The organism is Shewanella basaltis, from assembly GCF_023283885.1.
GTDB lineage: Bacteria > Pseudomonadota > Gammaproteobacteria > Enterobacterales > Shewanellaceae > Shewanella > Shewanella basaltis.
In genome coordinates this window covers 36,802-54,184 of record NZ_JAKILA010000016.1, presented here as the reverse complement: position 1 = coordinate 54,184, position 17,383 = coordinate 36,802, and the positions used below count along the sequence as shown (strand labels likewise).

Sequence of the window (17,383 nt, the reverse complement as noted above, 5' to 3'; positions counted from 1 at the left end):
TATTCTTAAAACACACACACATTAAGGTTCCCCATGGACGATAATAAACGCCCCCTCTATCTTCCTTTCGCTGGTCCTGCGATTCTTGAATCTCCTCTGCTTAACAAAGGCACTGCATTTAGCGAAGAAGAACGCATTTACTTTAACCTCGAAGGATTATTGCCTTGGGTAATTGAAACCATCGACGAGCAAGCCTCGCGCGCTTATGCTCAGTTTAAAAGTTTCAATAACGACCTTGATAAACATATTTATTTACGCAACATTCAAGACACCAACGAAACCCTGTTTTACCGTTTAGTGCGTAATCATATCAGCGAAATGATGCCGATAATCTATACCCCAACGGTAGGCTTAGCCTGTGAGCGTTTTTCTAAAAACTATCGCCGCAACCGTGGGTTATTTATTTCGTACCCTAACAAAGACCGCATAGACGACATCTTAAACAACTCAACCCGCCATAAAGTAAAAGTCATCGTTGTCACAGACGGCGAGCGTATTTTAGGCCTTGGTGATCAAGGTATTGGCGGCATGGGGATCCCCATTGGTAAATTATCACTCTACACCAGTTGCGGCGGGATAAGCCCAGCATACTGCTTAGCCATTACCCTAGATGTGGGCACAGATAACCCACATTTATTAGAAGATCCAATGTACATGGGTTGGCGTCACCAACGTATTGGCGGCGATGAATACACCGAATTTGTTGAAGCCTTTATGCAGGCCGTTAGCCGCCGCTGGCCCGATGCCTTAATCCAGTTTGAAGATTTTGCACAAAAAAATGCCATGCCACTGCTTGAACGCTATAAAGATCAATATTGTAGCTTTAACGACGACATTCAAGGCACCGCAGCTGTAACTGTGGGGTCATTACTGGCAGCATGTAAAGCGGCTAACAGCACCTTAAGCCAGCAACGAGTCACGTTTTTAGGGGCTGGTAGCGCAGGCTGCGGCATTGCAGAAGCCATCGTGGCACAAATGGTTGCAGAGGGCATCAGCGACGAGCAAGCTCGCTCGCAAGTCTTTATGGTTGACCGCTGGGGCTTATTGTTAGACAACATGCCTAACTTACTGCCATTTCAGCAAAAGTTGGCACAACAATGCGACCGCGTTAAAGGTTGGGACAACTACAGCGACAACATTTCGTTATTAGATGTTGTTAACAATGCCAAGCCAACTGTGTTAATTGGTGTATCTGGCGCGCCGGGATTATTTACCGAAGAAATCATTCGTGCCATGCACAGCCATTGTAAACGCCCAATTGTGTTTCCGCTTTCTAACCCAACAAGCCGCGTTGAAGCTACGCCAAAAGATATTTTACACTGGACATCTGGCCAGGCATTAGTGGCAACGGGTAGCCCGTTTGAACCGGTTGTCGTTAATGGCGAAACCTATGAAATAGCCCAATGCAACAACAGCTTTATTTTCCCGGGTATTGGTTTAGGGGTATTGTCTTGCGGCGCCAAACGCGTGTCAGATGAAATGCTAATGGCATCAAGCCAAGCGTTATCAGAATGCTCTCCATTAGGTAAAAATGGCACCGGATCGTTATTGCCAAAACTAGAAGATATTCAAAGTGTGAGTAAGTACATCGCCTTTGCAGTAGCTCGTACCGCTATTGACCAAGGTTTAGCCTTACCATGCACCGATGAGCTATTAAAACAATCTATTGAAGCCAACTTCTGGGAACCAGAATATCGCCGTTATAGACGCACCTCGTTTTAATAATTTTATGCATAAAAAATCCCAGCTCAGCTGGGATTTTTTATCTTGGCAAACACTATTGCGACATGACTTGCTTAAAGCTGTTAAACATTGACCTATCGGTACGGGCCTTTTTAAGCTTACGCAAACACTCTTTAAGTGATTGCTCAGCTAAACGGCCAAAGACACCATCGTATTCATTATTATTCATTTCTTCTTCAGAGTCGGCGCTGTCGGCAATTTCTTGTGCCACCCGGCTTAATTGCATCCACGCATTGGCAATATAAAAACCATGAAACTCAGCTTGAGTAAATAACTTTTGCGCACTGGCAGGCAAAGCAGCCCAAGCTTGTGCAAATACATTGGCCTTGTCTGCAACTAACTCGTTAAATAAACCATCGTAAGCTTCTTGCAGTGTTTGCGGCAACTGATCCATGGGTAACACTTTATTGGCGACATTATAAGAAATTTGCCTAGCCACTTTTTCATATTCTTGATCAACTTTGCTCATGGTGTTCTCTCTACTTTTTAGCAACAATGTACATAATACCATTGCGCATCAATAAGTGACCACTCAGAATGCGTCCAGCGGTATTTGATTAAGGCGTCGCTAAGTCATGGTTGCTCCCTTTCAAATAGCGAGAACGTAAAGCCAAAGCAGCTGGGCATTCTTTTAGGCAAGGTTCAACGCAAAGGGATGTAATACCACCATCATAAAGGCGTCTGCCCCCCCAAATGCAAACCCAGTTTACTGACCAAGGGGCACCACAATTGAAACAAAATGAATGTGTAACAAATCATCAACTAAACAATTTATATACAAGACATTTGTTTAAAAAAACGCTAATCTAAATCACGACGTTATCTAATAATAATTAAAATGAGACTCAGTCGCTTTGTTTAAATCAATACTCACAGGCACAGTTAATTGTTTAATACTGTTTATGTTAGTCGGCATCGCTGGCAAAACAAATGCCAGCCCGATTGATAACCCAAGGGCCGATGAAATTTATCAACTGTTTGACAGCGGAAAATTTTTGTCTGACGACGACATCAGCAAACTGCTTCAAGAATACAAAGACAGTTTAGCGAGTAACGACGTGGCAAGACAACAACTGCACACGCGCTTAACCTGTTGGAATTTGCCCGCTGACAACTCAGAACAAATGAAAGCTGCAGTTCGTTTTGCTGATGAACATCTCAAAATATATCACCAAGCCACACCATCATTAATCCAAATTGATCTGCAATTATGTAAAACATGGTTTTTACATTATTTGGGTAAAAACGATACGTTATTTGCTGACCTAGACACCGCCATCGACAATGCCTATCTACTAGAAGACCCACGACTCATTGCCGATGGTCGCAGTATTAGAGGCACCATATTGTCTTACATGGGTAATTTTTCTGCCGCGTTAGAAGATCTTATTACCGCACAAAACCTATACGAAACGCTTAACCTTCCCTACTGGGCCAATGTAAATCTGGGCGAGCTGGCTAACAGTTACCGCCGCTTTGGTGATGCCGAAAATGCCCTTAAATACCAATTAAAACTTGAGCAATACTACCGCCAACAAAATCAGTTATTTGCTGCAAATAAAATCAACAATGAAATCGCCATGTCATTGGAAGAGTTAGCGCGCTACCAAGAGGCCATAGTCCGTTATCAAAAAGGCCGAGATTTTTGGTTAAGTGAAAATGAAATCACCGCCGCTGCAGATGCCTCGATAAGCATCGGTGGAAATTTAATTCACCTCAATCGCCTAGACGAAGCCAAAGCCATACTAGAACAAGCCGAAAAACAGATTAAATCGGACAACGAAGGCAGCTATAGTTATATGAATTTGTACCTTGCAAATGTGCATAACAAACTCAACAACAATACCCAAGCATTAGAATATATACAAAAAGCAGAGCAAGCGTTTAGTGACAGTGAAAATGCTCGTGGCCTTAACAGCGCACTGCGTTTAAAAAGCCAAATCTATCAAGACTTAGCCTTGTGGCAAGAAGCATATAACTCACTACTGGCTTATGTCGACTCACATCTTGAACTCGACAAACAAACCATGTCAGACAGAAACACAGAAATGCAAACGCGCTTTAACACCGACAAAATTCAGTCCGAAAACGAATGGTTAGTGCAACGAGACAAAGACAAAGAACAACAATTACAAATTCTGCAACGTAATGAACAAATGCAGATTATTATAATTATCCTTGTAGCCATTATTTTAGTGATTGTATCCGTGTTTGCTTACAAACAGCTTGTGCGAAAAAAACAATTTAAAGTGTTAGCACTAACCGATGATCTCACTAAATTGTCAAACCGACGCGACACCTATGCACAAGGCCAGCATTTTTTAAAAGCTGCACAACAGTCGGCCAAGCCCTTTTCTATTATTTCTTTCGATGCCGATCACTTTAAAAAAGTGAATGACACTTTAGGCCATGAGATAGGCGATAAAGTCTTAGTTAAATTAGCCTCAATTTGCTCAAGCATGATGCGCGAAACAGACGTGGTTGGCCGAGTGGGCGGCGAAGAGTTTTTGGTACTACTGCCCAATATCGATAAAACCAAAGCCATTGAAATTGCCAACCGCTTAATTGACACCATCGCCAATTATGATTGGAGCCAACTATCCCCCCACTTAGAACAAACAATCAGTGCTGGGGTGGCAAGCTACAGTAATGAAACGGAATTATCCCCTTTATTACTCAAAGCCGATAAAGCACTCTACTCTGCCAAAGCCGCGGGCAGAAACTGTGTCAAAGCCGAGTAAAACGCGTATAATTTCGGGGTGTTTACTTAATAACAGTGCCATGACGCCTACAACCCCAACATCAATAACAAAACCGCTCACCAAAGCAACAGCCAAGTCTTGCCCGCTAACCGCAGCTCAACTCACCGAGCTAAGCAAACACATCAAAAGTTGGGGCAAAGCGCTTGGCTTTGCCCACATCGGGGTGGCAGATATCGATTTAAGCCAACACGAAGCGGGTTTACAACACTGGTTAGATAACGGCTACCACGGTGAAATGAACTACATGGCCAGCCACGGCATGATGCGCGCACGCCCTAATGAGCTCCACCCAGGCACATTAAGAGTGATTTGTGCACGCATGGATTACCTGCCGCCAGAGGCGGGTTTTGCCAGTAATTTAACCGACCCCAATTTAGGCTATATCTCCCGGTACGCAGGCGGGCGGGACTACCACAAAATGATCCGTCAACGGCTTAAAAAACTGGGCGACAAAATTACCGAACACTGCAACACCCTCGGGGTCAATAACACCGACTTTAGGCCTTTTGTCGATTCGGCCCCCATACTTGAGCGCCCACTTGCCGATAAAGCAGGGCTCGGTTGGACAGGCAAGCACTCGCTTATTTTGCATCCAGACGCTGGCAGTTGGTTTTTTTTAGGTGAGCTGCTCATTAACCTCCCTTTACCGGTAGACATCCCAATAAAAGCCGACTGCAACACCTGCGTTGCCTGCATAAAATCATGCCCAACCAACGCCATAGTCGAACCCTACGTCGTCGACGCAAGGCGCTGCATATCGTACTTAACCATTGAGTTGCAAGGAGCAATACCAGTAGAATTTCGGCCCTTAATTGGCAACCGCATATACGGCTGCGACGACTGCCAACTCGTCTGCCCCGTTAACAGCAAAGCACCACTAACAGCAGAGTCTGACTTTCATACCCGCCAAGCGCTAGTTCAACCCGAACTCATCACGCTATTTAACTGGTCAGAAGCGGTATTTCTGCGTCAAACAGAAGGCAGCGCCATTCGCCGTATCGGCCATAAACGCTGGCTACGCAATATTGCTATCGCACTAGGAAACGCCCCTGCAAACCCAGAAATCATCGCCGCGCTCAATCAACGCAAGCTCAGCGATGAAGTCGACGACATGGTAATAGAACACATCGACTGGGCTATTACACAGCAGCAACAAAAAGCACCACAGGACGCGATTTCACGCAAAACCCAACGCGTCATTAGAGCCATACAAAAAGGCCTACCAAGAGATGCCTAGTGGATTTATTATAAGTGTGATTCATACCCAACCTTCAATACATTAATTCTCCAAGGTAAAGCCAACTTTAATGGTGACTTGCCAGTGGGCAACTAAGCCTTCTTCTAGATGCCCTCGGGTTTCAACTACTTCAAACCAACGCAGATGTTTTAGCGATTTATTGGCTGACGCAATGGCGTTTTTTACTGCCTCGTCACTGCTGATGGGCGATGAACCAACAAGCTCGATGATTTTGTAAGTATGACTCATGCTTAACTCCTTATTTTCAGCTCATTTAAGCGCTGCTGATAATTGATTAATCATTTATCAGTATAGTCTTAAGCTTGTCGGTGCGCTTTTTTCTGTCGCTAGAGGCTTGTAGGGATATGGTGTCAATCATGTGCTGCAGGCAAGCGCGTTGGCTCTTCAAATACCTGCTTGAGTTTATCGTTTAGCAGCTGCGGTAATAATAGCAAACTCAGTTATTGAATATTGTATACAGAAAAACCGCTTTATTAACTAAAATTAATAGTTAAATATGTAAAATAACTCATACAGGCGTCTGGACGTCTAGAAGTTTATTGTGTTAATCTGCTGTCAAGCAATCGAATTGATTTCAACAGCGAGTTGAGCAAGTTTCATGTGGAGAGAAAATGATAGAGCTTAGACACCTTCGCACCTTGATGGCGTTAAAAGAAAGTGGCAGTTTGGCAGGTGCAGCTAAAAAGCGGTTTGTAACCCAGTCGGCGCTTTCTCATCAAATAAAAGAGTTAGAGACTCGTATTAACTCGGCAATTTTTGTGCGCAAAAGTAAACCGTTAACTTTCACCCATGAAGGTGCACGCCTGCTGAATTTAGCAGAAGAAATTTTACCAAAGGTGATTGCGACCGAATCTGATCTTAAACGTGGTCTTGAAGGTGAAAGCCAGCAGTTAAAATTAGGCATTGAATGCCATAGTTGTTTTCGTTGGTTAATGCCGGTCATTGAGCAATTTAAGCAACACGCTCCCGATGCACAGGTTGATATTTCAAGCCGTCACTTGTTTGATTCGCTCAATGCACTGCAAACGGGCGGGTTAGATATTGTACTGACCTCAGATCCTGTGCCTGGACACAGTGTGGCGTATCAACATTTGTTTGATTTTGAGGTAAAGCTTGTCACGTCAAGTGAACATCCGCTAGCGAAAAAGGCCTATGTGACACCGTCTGATTTGGCTAAAGAAACAGTGATCAGCTACCCTGTGCCATTAGCGCGCCTAGACATTTACAAACACTTTTTAGAGCCTGCAGGTGTTGAGCCGGGTGAACAAAAGCAATGTGATTTAACCTCAATGTTATTGCAACGAGTTGCCTGTAATGATGGTGTTTCAACACTGCCAACTTGGTCAATCCGTGAAAGCCAAGGCTTGAGTTTAGCCGCGATAAAATTAGGCGCAGAAGGACTTAAACGCCCATTGTTTGGTGCTTATCGCCGCGATGCCACTAATGCAAGTTTAATTCAAAAGTGGCTAGAGCTTGTGGCGAGCGAAGGGCTTGCATTACAGCGGGTTAATCAATAAGTTTCGTTTAGATAACACACGTCGAAGCACAAGTCCTGCTGAGCCAGGGTTTTGTGTTTGACGTAAGTTATGCGCAATTAAAAACTCATCGCGTAAATCATCATCCAGCCCCAGCGACTCAAATGCCTCTAACGACAGTTTTTGTTGCTGTTGCTCAATTAACGATTTAAGTACTTTTAACGACACGGGCCTTGGCAGTTCAGCATTTAAATAAGCAAAGGCCGTTAACGCAATCACCTGACCAAACACACTAAACAAGGCCAAGGTTTGTACCTCATCGGCATCTACATTTGTTGCTATACCGGCGTCGCTTTCTTCGCGTAATAAGGTCATGCAGTCTTGGGCGATAGATTCGTTTAACGACCAGTAGCCCTGTACTAACTTTTTGTATGGCTGGGCAAGTTCATCAAGGCGCTCTTTTAAATAAAACGAAAACGCATAACGGTAAATATTGACCTGCCCTAAGCGGATTAAGGCATCTTTTACACTGCGGCTTTTAGTCGACACAACACCGGCAGCTTGTGCCGTATTACTGCGTTGTAATAAATGAGCCGCAAGCGCTGGGTCGGCTGAAACCGTATCAATTACAATACGAATATCGGCTTCGTTAATTAACGCTTTTTTTAATGGGATCAAAATACCACGTCGGCCAATAACCTGCTCTTCATTGCCAATAATGGCTTGAACTTGAGTCAGCACTTGTTGTTCAAGATTTGTCATTTGCGTCAGTTACCTTAAATGAGTATTTCGGGGTATAAATTAATTTAACCTGAGCTCGGGATAAGGGATGAAATTATACTATTTAAAATCAACATGTTACCCGTTATCGCTTTCAAGCTTGTCATTTGTTCTGCTAACAAGGCGAATTGACGCGTCAATAGCTAGCCTATTGTAAGTCGATTCAACGCAGTGAGCAGGGCAAAGGACTGTTTGAAAGGCATTTATTATCCCGAGCTCAGGTTAATTTAACGATATATCAAAACGAAAGCCAGTAATAGTTACTGGCTTTGGTGTTCAACACGCTTAGGTTTACCTTTTAAAAGCGATAACCGGCTGTGATCCTAAATGAGCGGCCAGTACCTGAGTAGTAACCATTGCCATAAGAGGAATAATATCCGGTGCCAACATAGTCTTCGTCTAGTAAGTTATCGACACGTAAACTGGCTGTCCAAGCATTGCGACGATAATTTAACGCGACATTAGTTAACACATAGCTGTCTAGCTTATCCCCTGCATTACTGTTGTCACCTTCCATGTAACGCTCGCCCGTGTAAACGGCTTCCACAAACGTTTGCCAGTGCTGGGCAAAATCGTAACTCATGTAAGCTTTACCAGAATGCTCCGCCACCCAAGAAAGTGCTTTTCCATCGTTTTCACCTTGAGTAAATTCAGCATCAATATAGTCGTACGACGCCCCTAACAGCCAGTCATTTGATAATTGCACTTCATAACGGGTGTTAAGACCAACGCGGCGCGACTCGTCAGCATTGACGTTTGCACCACCACCGTACGGGCCGTCAGTACGGCTGCCGTCATAAACAATTTCGTCTTCTAAATCAAGACGGTAAAGATTTAACGTAACGGTTTGCGTTGCGCCAACCCAATCCCAGCCCGCTTCATAAGAGCGACCAGTTTGTGGGTTTAAGCCTTGTACGTCTAATGGTGTGTATGCTTGCTCATCTACTTTTGCAAAACGGAAGTTATCGTTAGCGCGAACATATAAACGATGCTCGGCACTCGGACGATAATTTAAGCCAAGTTCTAATGCATGTGCATCATTGTCCAGTTCAATGCCCTGCGCATACAGTAATTGATCGGTTAAATCGTCTGTGACTTCAGAATAACGACCACCAACCACATACGACAATGTTGAGGTTAACGGCACCGAGGCTTGCACATAGGCACTTTGCATTGTTTGTTGGTTATTACGTTGAATATACAAGGTGTCAAAGTCTGCTTCGCCTCGGCTTACATCAATACCGGCAACCATGGTTAATGCGCCATTAGCCAGTTGATAGTTTGCTGTGGCTTTAGGTGAAAAACTCAATAACTCGCGGTCAATGTGCCCTGCGCTACCAAACAGGAAACTGCTTGTTGCAGAGTCTGAATAGGTTAAGTCAGCAGCTAGTGCCCATACATCGGTGAGTTGATATTGATAGCCACTGCGTAAAGCGGTCGTGATTTCGTGAGAATATTCACCCTCTGAAAAAGACGCAACCTGGCGAGGGTTCTGCTCATATTGCGTTAAACTTAAGGCCCCTGGTGCCTGACGGTCGTTGTCAAAGTGATTCACTTCGACATAAAAATCTTCAACATCAGTTTGGTACTGAATACGGCCTAAAATAGAGCCGGTTTCATTGTCATTATTGTCACGGTAATTGTCACCTTGATTGTAACTGCCCGCTAAAAAGTAACGCCAGGTGTCGGTTATTGCGCCAGACACATCACCTTTAACTTCATAGGTATCAAAACTGCCGCCACCCACTTGCAGGCCACCAGAGGTTTCGGTTGGGGCTTTAGTGATAACGTTAATCACCCCGCCTACCGCTTGATCGCCGTATAACACGCCTGCACTACCAGAGAGTATTTCAACACGTTCAATTAAGTTAAGTGGGATAGACTCCACACTTGGCGCTGAAATATCGATATTATTGAGCCTGCGGCCATCGACTAAAATAAGGGTATTATTAACCGCTTGCGAAGATGAAAAACCGCGCATAGAAAATACCGCACCAGAGTTATTATCTGATACCTGTATGCCTGATTGGCCACGTAGCAAGTCGGTTAAATTGGTTGCGCCGCTCATTTCGATGTCAGCTGCATCGATGACATTAACATTAGCCGCAATATTTAACGGGTTAGTGTGATTACGGCCAATGACCACAATCGTCTCATCCATTGCCACGTCGGCAGTAGATGTGGCTGAAGCCAAAATTGTTGAGGTTGGTGCTGCAACAGCGTTAAGGCTGGTAGCACAAAGCGTTGCACTAATTAATAGTGCCAGTGTAGTTGGTTTAGTACCCATTTACCTTTAACTCCTAAAAGGAAAAATGGGGCAGTAGCGCCGCAACATTGCCACCACTTTGCGGCTTACTTATCCAAGTAAGCCAAAAACGGCATAACATCACATCTCGAGATCTGCCCACCGAAATCATCGAAATCATCTTTATGGCCGGTCTCCGGACTGAGGCTGTGGTACTTTAGCAGTACACGCGAACTTAGGTAAGTTCTCACCCATCACCGTTGCGGGGGCAGTACCAGACTTTCACTGGTTTCCCGATTCTCCAATGAGTCAGGTTGACTCAATATTGGCACCGTAAAGATTGACTAAACTGAATGGTTTAATGGCCCAGGGGATTTGAACATCCCGCCATAAACGTCGGCGGGATTATAACTGAATCGATGCGTGGCTGATAGGCAAATGACATGAAAACAACTCGCGGATTATTCACATTAGGGCTCAGCCATAAAGTCACGATAATTGTTTTGATTAATCGGCGCTGAAGTGGCCGTAAATACTGCCGTTCGAATCGATTTATGCACTAAATAAATATCGTCATCATCGCTTATCACCGTAAAGTAGCCCATTTCACCCTGCGGACTGGTAATGTAAGATGTTGACACCACCGCCGAGGCATTATGAATATTGGGCATACTGGTGCAGCCTAATAACCCATGCACGGCTTCGTATCCCTCAATTTTCAAACTGCCTAGTTGCTGGTAAATCACCTCACCCTGGCAATGTTCTCGATAAGTGTTGGCCATAGAATCTAAAAAGTCTTCTGGGTCTACATCTTCTGCAAGCCCTTTAAAGCCCTGCATGCACACCATACTAGACCAATCATTGAGCGTTTCATTTGCGGGAATAAATTCTGCCATGGTCATGTCACCACGCCTTTCGTTAAAGGCGAGTTTCCATGAAAGAGGAGGTAAAAAACCGAACGTTTGCGATACCGTGGTTAAGCGCTTGACATCGCTAGACATAACAAGCACGCCAGGTGAGTCACTTTGGGCGCCCAATGTGACCAATGCTGGTAAAGTTGCATACGCGGTATGAGGTAGTAGCCAAGCTAATCCAGCACAACCCGCGTAGCAGATAAATGCAGCAACCTTGTTCATCCTAATGTCATCCTTGCTAGGTCAAGATGTGGCGATAAGTTGATTAAATATCATGCTAATTACGTATATCCTATCCTGAACATACAAAAATTGAAACTTATCTATAACATTTACACCATTGTAAAATGTTAGTTTAACTCTTCGTCGTCTTCGTATTCTTCATCAACAGCTGATTCTGCAGCGATAGCAGCCGCTAAACTCTTAGCCTTGAGGTGTTTCTCTGTTTTACGCTTGTTGCGGTCAGCTTGCTTAGACAAAAAGCCTTGTAATGCCTGCTCGCCCCATGCAATGGCTTCTGCTTCTGTGGCAAAACCATCTTGGCTTTTTGATACTATGGTTTTAGTCGCTGTCATACGACGAGTAATTTCGGTTTTCCAGGTGTTTTCAACCTGTGTAACACGTAAACCGTACTTTTTGCTATCGCTCATAATCTTTTCTATCCTACTTTGGGTATCGCAGTGCAAAACCCATGAAATTTCAGCCGCGCAGTGTACTCGATACAAACGAGTTTGGGCAGCTATTATTGGTTATTTTTAACGCTTTTTTATTATGGCGTTATTGCTGCTTCACTAACTGGTTTGAACCCACAATCATCATCTCACATTTATGACAATCAAAAACCAGCTTTAGCTTGTCTTTACCCACATCGAGGAACATCGGCTCGGCTTTAATGCCTTCAACTTCTTTGGGGCACAAGTTAAAGCTGTAACGTAAACAATGCTTGGTGACCATTAATGGCGCATCATGCAATACGGTGTTTTTTTCGTAGGTGTCTTCGATTTGAATCACCCCATGTTGCTCGTAAAACGATTTGGCTTTTTCGTTGGCCACATTAGATAAAAAGCTTAAGGCTTTTTGTGGGAAACGAGCGCTTTTATCATGCACCCAACGTTCTGGGCGCTTGTAAGCAGCCACTCGTGCCGCCATTAACGCGCTAACGGCATCACGGCGCAGCTCGTTAATCATTGAGGCCGGTAAAAACCACATTTGCGCGGTGTGTAAGTTAACCTTGTTTAACACAAAATCACTGCTGCCAAGTTTACCTAATTGCTTTTTAAGGTTGTCAGCGGTTTTTGCTTGATCGTTTGCGGGGGCTTTGTCGCATATTAGCGTTGCACTGGCACTAATATTATGTACGTCGGTGATGGTTAGTCCCACACCGTCGTCGGTATCAAACAGTTTCATATCAACAGTAATTTTACGTGTTGCTGAGTCTTTATTTAATGTCGCTTCAAACTTATGGTCGAAGTTACGAAACATCATTACACCGACTTTTAAGTCTTTTGGTACTTCAGTTAAATACAGGGTATGACCGTCGGCACGGTTAACCCGTAAACCTGAGAGTTTGTCATCAGACAGGCGCTGAGTTTCATAGTGCTCAACGAAGTAACATAAGCCGTCGCCGTTGTTAAATTGAATGTCTTTGCCGCTTTCTTTGGTATCAATTTTAATGAAGTCTTTACCAACCTGGGTAATACGACCAATTTTTTCACCAATAAACTTAGGCGAGCTAAAGTGTTCAATGGCTTCTGTGCGCTCATTAACAAAATAATCGGTTTTACCACGGTTAAAGCTTTTATCTGGGTCTGGCGTAAAGTTAAACTCGCAGCGACCGTGAGAAATTGATTCTAAATCATTGCGTTTGGCAATAATGGCGTCTAGTTGCTGGCGATAATGTGCAGTAACGTTTTTAAGATAGGTAATGTCTTTTAAGCGGCCTTCGATTTTGAACGAGCTAATACCTGCATCGATTAAGGCTTCTAGGTTATCGGTTTGGTTGTTGTCTTTCAGTGACAATAAATGCTGGTTTTCAGCTAATACGTCACCGTCACGCGTGGTTAAATTACACGGTAGGCGGCACATTTGTGAACATTCGCCACGGTTAGCACTGCGGTTAGAATAGGCATGGCTTAAATTACATAAACCACTGTAGCTTACGCATAACGCCCCATGAATAAAGAACTCTAACTTCATTTTGGTACTGGCGGCAATATCACGAATTTGCGGAATATTCAGCTCGCGAGCCAAAACCACCTGCGAAAAGCCAACCTGCTCTAAAAAGACGGTTTTTTCTGGGCTGCGGTTATCGGTTTGTGTACTTGCGTGCAAGGCAATAGGCGGTAAATCCAGTTGCAATACACCCATGTCTTGAATAATCAAGGCATCGACACCGGCTTCGTAGAGTTCCCAAATGAGCTTTTGCGCTTTGTCTATCTCGTTATCCATTAAAATGGTGTTTAATGCCACAAACACTTGGGCATGGTAACGATGAGCAAACTCTGCCAGGCGAGCAATGTCTTCAACGCTGTTGCCAGCATTATGACGCGCGCCAAACGCAGGGCCGCCAATATAAACCGCATCAGCACCGTGGCGAATCGCTTCAATGCCGTAATCGGCATTTTTAGCTGGTGCAAGCAGTTCAAGTTGGCGCTTTACAGGTGCCTCAGGGGTAAACAATTCTACAGAAACCATAATGTTAACTAAATTTCGCTCAATTCGGATAAAAAAGTGCGCCAACATACTGATATCGTCTCAATGACATGAGTATGTTGACGCACTCGCATTAACACGTATTTTAGCAAACTTTAATCAAAGTTCTAAGTAAAATTACGACTAACTCGCTGGTTTATAAAAACAGCTCTTGGATGTTTTTAAAGTCCGATTTACCTTCTGCTATTTCTTGTGGTGTTAAGCCTGATACTTCGTGTGGAAACACTAACCAGTCTTCAGATGAATGAATAAAATAATCAGGCTTTAAATCCACTTTAGTGTTTTTAGGCTTGTAATATGGGCAAGCAATACGAATGTCGTTTGGTACATTTAGGCGCATAAACTTTTTAAGTTTGCCAATTAGCGCATCAATGCTGCGACCTGAATCAAATACGTCATCTACAATCAGCAAACCATCGCTGGCATTGGCATTTTCAATAATGTAATGCAGACCATGAACCTTGATATTTTTATCTTGCTTGTCGGTGCCGATGCCATAGTAAGATGACGTGCGCACCGCGATGTGGTCGGTTTCGACTTTTTTAAAGTCGTAATACTCTTGCACTGCAATACCAATGGGAGCCCCGCCACGCCAAATACCAACAATAAACTGCGGTCTAAAACCACTGTCATACACTTGCGCTGCCAGTCTAAATGAATCTTCTAAAAGTTGTTGTGCGCTAATATAGTGTTTATCGGTCATTGCAAAGCCCCTTATTAATTTGTTGCCGGGAATTTTATACCAAATCAAATTATCTTGCCTGTAAGAATCAGAATTAATTGATCAAAATCTACATTAAGACCAGAAACTGGATTATCTTCTAAAATAAGTGAACTCATATCGCTTTGCTTTAAGCTCATGAATGTCTGTTGAGTCGCTCTTAAAATCTACTTGTCATTCACTGCGGCTATGGCATAGTGATTTCATCGAAACATTGATTCAATCGCCAATTCAGGATGAATACGCCACTATGTTGCTCGACAAAAACTCACAGAATCATTCACAACACGCTTTATCTCACGCGGGATCAACTCGCGAAATGAATGTGCCTAAAGGCGACAATCCATTAATTTGGCCTGTATTAACGTTATTAAAATCCTCAAGTCAAAGCTGGAAGGTCCATCATTTGGCCAGCGAACTGCAAGCCAAAGGTTTGATGCACGATCTTGACCCATTGCCTGAAAAAGATTTGTTTAAACGCAACTTTCTGCTGATGAATGCCCTTTATGAGTTGCAAGATATGTTAATGCCCAGACAATGGCTGCAAGTAAAAGCGATGGACATTCAAATTTTTAGGATTATTCCGGCCAACGCAGATATTGAGCATGTAAGAGATGGCGCCTTACGTGACTATTATCTTGATTGGAGTAATTATGATGCCAGTGTCAATGTGGTGCGCGAAATGCTGGAGTCTTTCTGGTCAAGCTACCAACAGTATATTGGTGTTAATGTTAAATTAATGAATAAAGGCCATGCTTTAAAAGTGTTCGAGCTGGATGAAACCGCAACAGACAGAGACATTCGTAAGCAATGGCGCAAGCTAGCCCTTAAATGGCACCCTGATCGTGATGAAGGCGATACAGAACGGTTTCGTGAAGTATGCGAAGCCTGGCAAACGCTCCGAGAATAAACCCTATACGATTATCGCTGAAGTATTTTGCGTAAATCTCAGCTGGATCACATAAATTCTGCCGCCGTGATTGGCTATTTATGCCATCATATTGTGGTTTATTGTTCCAGATTGAGGTTGCCATGTTTAAATATTTAGCTTTAGCCGTCACCTTTGCCCTTGCCCCTATTAGCAGTTTTGCGGCGCAATTTGTTGAAGGTCAACACTACACTCAAATCTCAAACAACATGGTTCCAAGCGAACCTAAAGTGACTGAGTTTTTCTCTTTTTATTGCCATAACTGCTTCAACATGGAAAGCCAGTATCTACCTGAAATTAAAAAAGGCTTAGACAAAAGAGTGGCATTTGACAGCAAACACGTCGACTTTATGAACAGTGATTTAGGCACAGAAGTCATGCGCTCATTAGCGGTTATCCACGAAGTAGCTAACAAAGAAGCATTAAAAATGGCCATGTTTGGTGCCATTCAAGGTAAAGACAATAACGCTGGCCATGATCATAGCGCGGCAGGACATGAGCATAAATCGCTGATTAACAGCCGTGATGACATAAAAAAAGTGTTTGCTGAATTTGGTGTTGATGCCAAGCAGTATGATGATGTTGCCGACAGCGCGGCAACCGACAAAAAACTCAGTTTATGGCGTCAGCAGCAAGTCATATACGCGGTACAAAGCGTGCCCGCTTTTATTGTTAACGATAAATACGCCATTAACTTAAATGAAATGCGCACCCTTGATGACATTATTGGTTTAATTAACTATCTCGCATTAGAAAAGTAATTTGCTTTAGAAATTAAAGTTTACCTTACAAAATAAACATGGCTATCCAGTGGATAGCCATTTTTTATTGAACTGTGCAGCCTTTTAAGGAAGCTCGTGCCCTTTAGCGCTGACATACAATGCATACCAGTGCTCGCGGCTTAGGGTTATAACTCCTACTTGCGCGCAAGCCTTTATCCGTTCAAGGTTGGTTGTGCCAATAACAGGTTGAATTTGGCTTGGATGTAGCATTAACCAACTGAGTAAAATGGCTTCTGGGCTGACACCGTATTCAGCAGCTAACCTAGCAACAAGTTGACTGGTGTGCTGCACTGCATCAGATTGCCCTGTTGTACTAACGCCAGTGTAAATGCCCTGACATAAACTGCCCCAAGCTTGCAGTTGGACATTATGTTGATGGCAATATTCGAGTGTACCTGGGGTAAAGTTAATGTCTTTTCCGTCTTGATTACCTGCGTAAACGGTTTCGTCAACCCAGGCATGTTTTTGCAAGCTCATCTCAATTTGATTGACCACTAATGGTTCATTCAGTGCCCGTTGCAAGGCGCTCATTTGATGCTGTTGCATATTAGACACACCAAGAAAGCGCACTTTACCCGCCGCTTTTAGCTGATGAAAAGTGTCTGCAATTTCACTCACTCGCATTAATGGATCTGGTCGGTGAAGCAGTAACACATCAATGTAATCTGTGTTTAACGCAGTGAGGCTTTTTTCAACGCTGTGGGTGATCCAAGCCGATGATAAATCGTATCGCTTTGGGCCTTGATGGTCCTCAAAACGAATACCACATTTGGTTTGCAAGTACAGAGTATCGCGCAATGTAGGCCGCTGCTTTAACACTTGGCCAAATACCGTTTCTGCCTTACCGAATGTGTATATGTCGGCATGATCAAAAAAATTAATCTGGTTTTGCAATGCGGTATCGATAATGTCGTGAGTCTGTTGAATATCGCTGGCACAAATAGGGTTATTATTCCAACCGCCACCCAACCCCATACAGCCGTAGGCTAACGAACTCACATGAGGTAATACATTTTGTAATGGAAGCGCTGACATTAAATAAACTCTCTTTAGATAAGGATAT

At 43.6% G+C, this 17,383-nt stretch carries 15 protein-coding genes and 1 riboswitch; of the genes, 6 read left to right on the top strand and 9 right to left on the bottom strand.

The window, feature by feature from the left end:
- The first annotated feature begins 33 nt into the window (after positions 1 to 33).
- A complete protein-coding gene (locus tag L2703_RS12345; RefSeq protein WP_248971391.1) occupies positions 34 to 1,722 on the top strand; it encodes an NAD-dependent malic enzyme in 1,689 nt (562 codons plus the stop codon).
- A 55-nt stretch (positions 1,723 to 1,777) separates the two neighbouring features.
- Here L2703_RS12345 and L2703_RS12340 read toward each other — a convergent pair whose 3' ends face one another.
- Positions 1,778 to 2,212, bottom strand: coding sequence for a DUF3069 domain-containing protein (locus tag L2703_RS12340; RefSeq protein WP_248971390.1), 435 nt, complete (start codon positions 2,210 to 2,212; stop codon positions 1,778 to 1,780).
- A 385-nt stretch (positions 2,213 to 2,597) separates the two neighbouring features.
- Between L2703_RS12340 and L2703_RS12335 the strand changes: the two genes are divergently transcribed.
- Complete coding sequence (locus tag L2703_RS12335; protein WP_248971389.1) at positions 2,598 to 4,484, top strand: tetratricopeptide repeat-containing diguanylate cyclase; 1,887 nt, start codon at positions 2,598 to 2,600, stop codon at positions 4,482 to 4,484.
- Between the two features lie 40 nt (positions 4,485 to 4,524).
- The gene (gene queG / locus L2703_RS12330) at positions 4,525 to 5,742 is read left to right on the top strand and encodes a tRNA epoxyqueuosine(34) reductase QueG (RefSeq protein ID WP_248971388.1); all 1,218 of its coding nucleotides are present in this window, start codon (positions 4,525 to 4,527) and stop codon (positions 5,740 to 5,742) included.
- 42 nt (positions 5,743 to 5,784) lie between these two features.
- Here queG and L2703_RS12325 read toward each other — a convergent pair whose 3' ends face one another.
- Positions 5,785 to 5,991, bottom strand: a complete 207-nt coding sequence (locus L2703_RS12325; RefSeq protein ID WP_248971387.1) for a dodecin — start codon at positions 5,989 to 5,991, stop codon at positions 5,785 to 5,787.
- A gap of 383 nt (positions 5,992 to 6,374) precedes the next feature.
- Here L2703_RS12325 and L2703_RS12320 point away from each other — a divergent pair, with 383 nt between their 5' ends.
- Positions 6,375 to 7,280, top strand: coding sequence for a LysR family transcriptional regulator (locus tag L2703_RS12320; RefSeq protein WP_248971386.1), 906 nt, complete (start codon positions 6,375 to 6,377; stop codon positions 7,278 to 7,280).
- Here L2703_RS12320 and L2703_RS12315 read toward each other — a convergent pair.
- The 6 genes from L2703_RS12315 to L2703_RS12290 form a co-directional block, all read right to left on the bottom strand.
- Entirely contained in the window at positions 7,260 to 8,000 is a 741-nt protein-coding gene (locus tag L2703_RS12315; RefSeq protein WP_248971385.1) for an HDOD domain-containing protein, read from the bottom strand. The two genes, L2703_RS12320 and L2703_RS12315, sit on opposite strands and share 21 nt — an antisense overlap.
- A 316-nt stretch (positions 8,001 to 8,316) precedes the next feature.
- A complete protein-coding gene (locus L2703_RS12310) occupies positions 8,317 to 10,305 on the bottom strand; it encodes a TonB-dependent receptor (protein WP_248971384.1) in 1,989 nt (662 codons plus the stop codon).
- A gap of 128 nt (positions 10,306 to 10,433) precedes the next feature.
- Positions 10,434 to 10,614: riboswitch (cobalamin riboswitch) on the bottom strand.
- A gap of 119 nt (positions 10,615 to 10,733) precedes the next feature.
- Positions 10,734 to 11,399 carry a hypothetical protein gene (locus L2703_RS12305; RefSeq protein WP_248971383.1) on the bottom strand — a complete coding sequence of 222 codons (666 nt, stop codon included), beginning with the start codon at positions 11,397 to 11,399 and terminating at the stop codon, positions 10,734 to 10,736.
- A 128-nt stretch (positions 11,400 to 11,527) separates the two neighbouring features.
- Positions 11,528 to 11,827: a DUF3622 domain-containing protein gene (locus L2703_RS12300; protein ID WP_248971382.1), complete on the bottom strand. Its 300-nt coding sequence runs from the start codon at positions 11,825 to 11,827 to the stop codon at positions 11,528 to 11,530.
- Positions 11,828 to 11,954: 127 nt separating this feature from the next.
- Entirely contained in the window at positions 11,955 to 13,871 is a 1,917-nt protein-coding gene (locus tag L2703_RS12295; RefSeq protein WP_248971442.1) for a peptidase U32 family protein, read from the bottom strand.
- 154 nt (positions 13,872 to 14,025) lie between these two features.
- Entirely contained in the window at positions 14,026 to 14,592 is a 567-nt protein-coding gene (locus L2703_RS12290) for a phosphoribosyltransferase (RefSeq protein ID WP_248971381.1), read from the bottom strand.
- Positions 14,593 to 14,860: 268 nt separating this feature from the next.
- On the opposite strand from L2703_RS12290, the gene L2703_RS12285 reads away from it, so the two are divergent.
- Both L2703_RS12285 and L2703_RS12280 read left to right on the top strand, forming a co-directional pair.
- Positions 14,861 to 15,520 (top strand): DNA-J related domain-containing protein, encoded by a 660-nt coding sequence (locus tag L2703_RS12285; RefSeq protein WP_248971380.1) that lies wholly within the window; start codon positions 14,861 to 14,863, stop codon positions 15,518 to 15,520.
- Between the two features lie 122 nt (positions 15,521 to 15,642).
- Positions 15,643 to 16,299, top strand: coding sequence for a thiol:disulfide interchange protein DsbA/DsbL (locus tag L2703_RS12280; protein WP_248971379.1), 657 nt, complete (start codon positions 15,643 to 15,645; stop codon positions 16,297 to 16,299).
- Between the two features lie 84 nt (positions 16,300 to 16,383).
- On the opposite strand, the gene L2703_RS12275 is transcribed toward L2703_RS12280, so the two are convergent.
- A complete protein-coding gene (locus L2703_RS12275; protein WP_248971378.1) occupies positions 16,384 to 17,355 on the bottom strand; it encodes an aldo/keto reductase in 972 nt (323 codons plus the stop codon).
- Between the last annotated feature and the right edge of the window lie 28 nt (positions 17,356 to 17,383).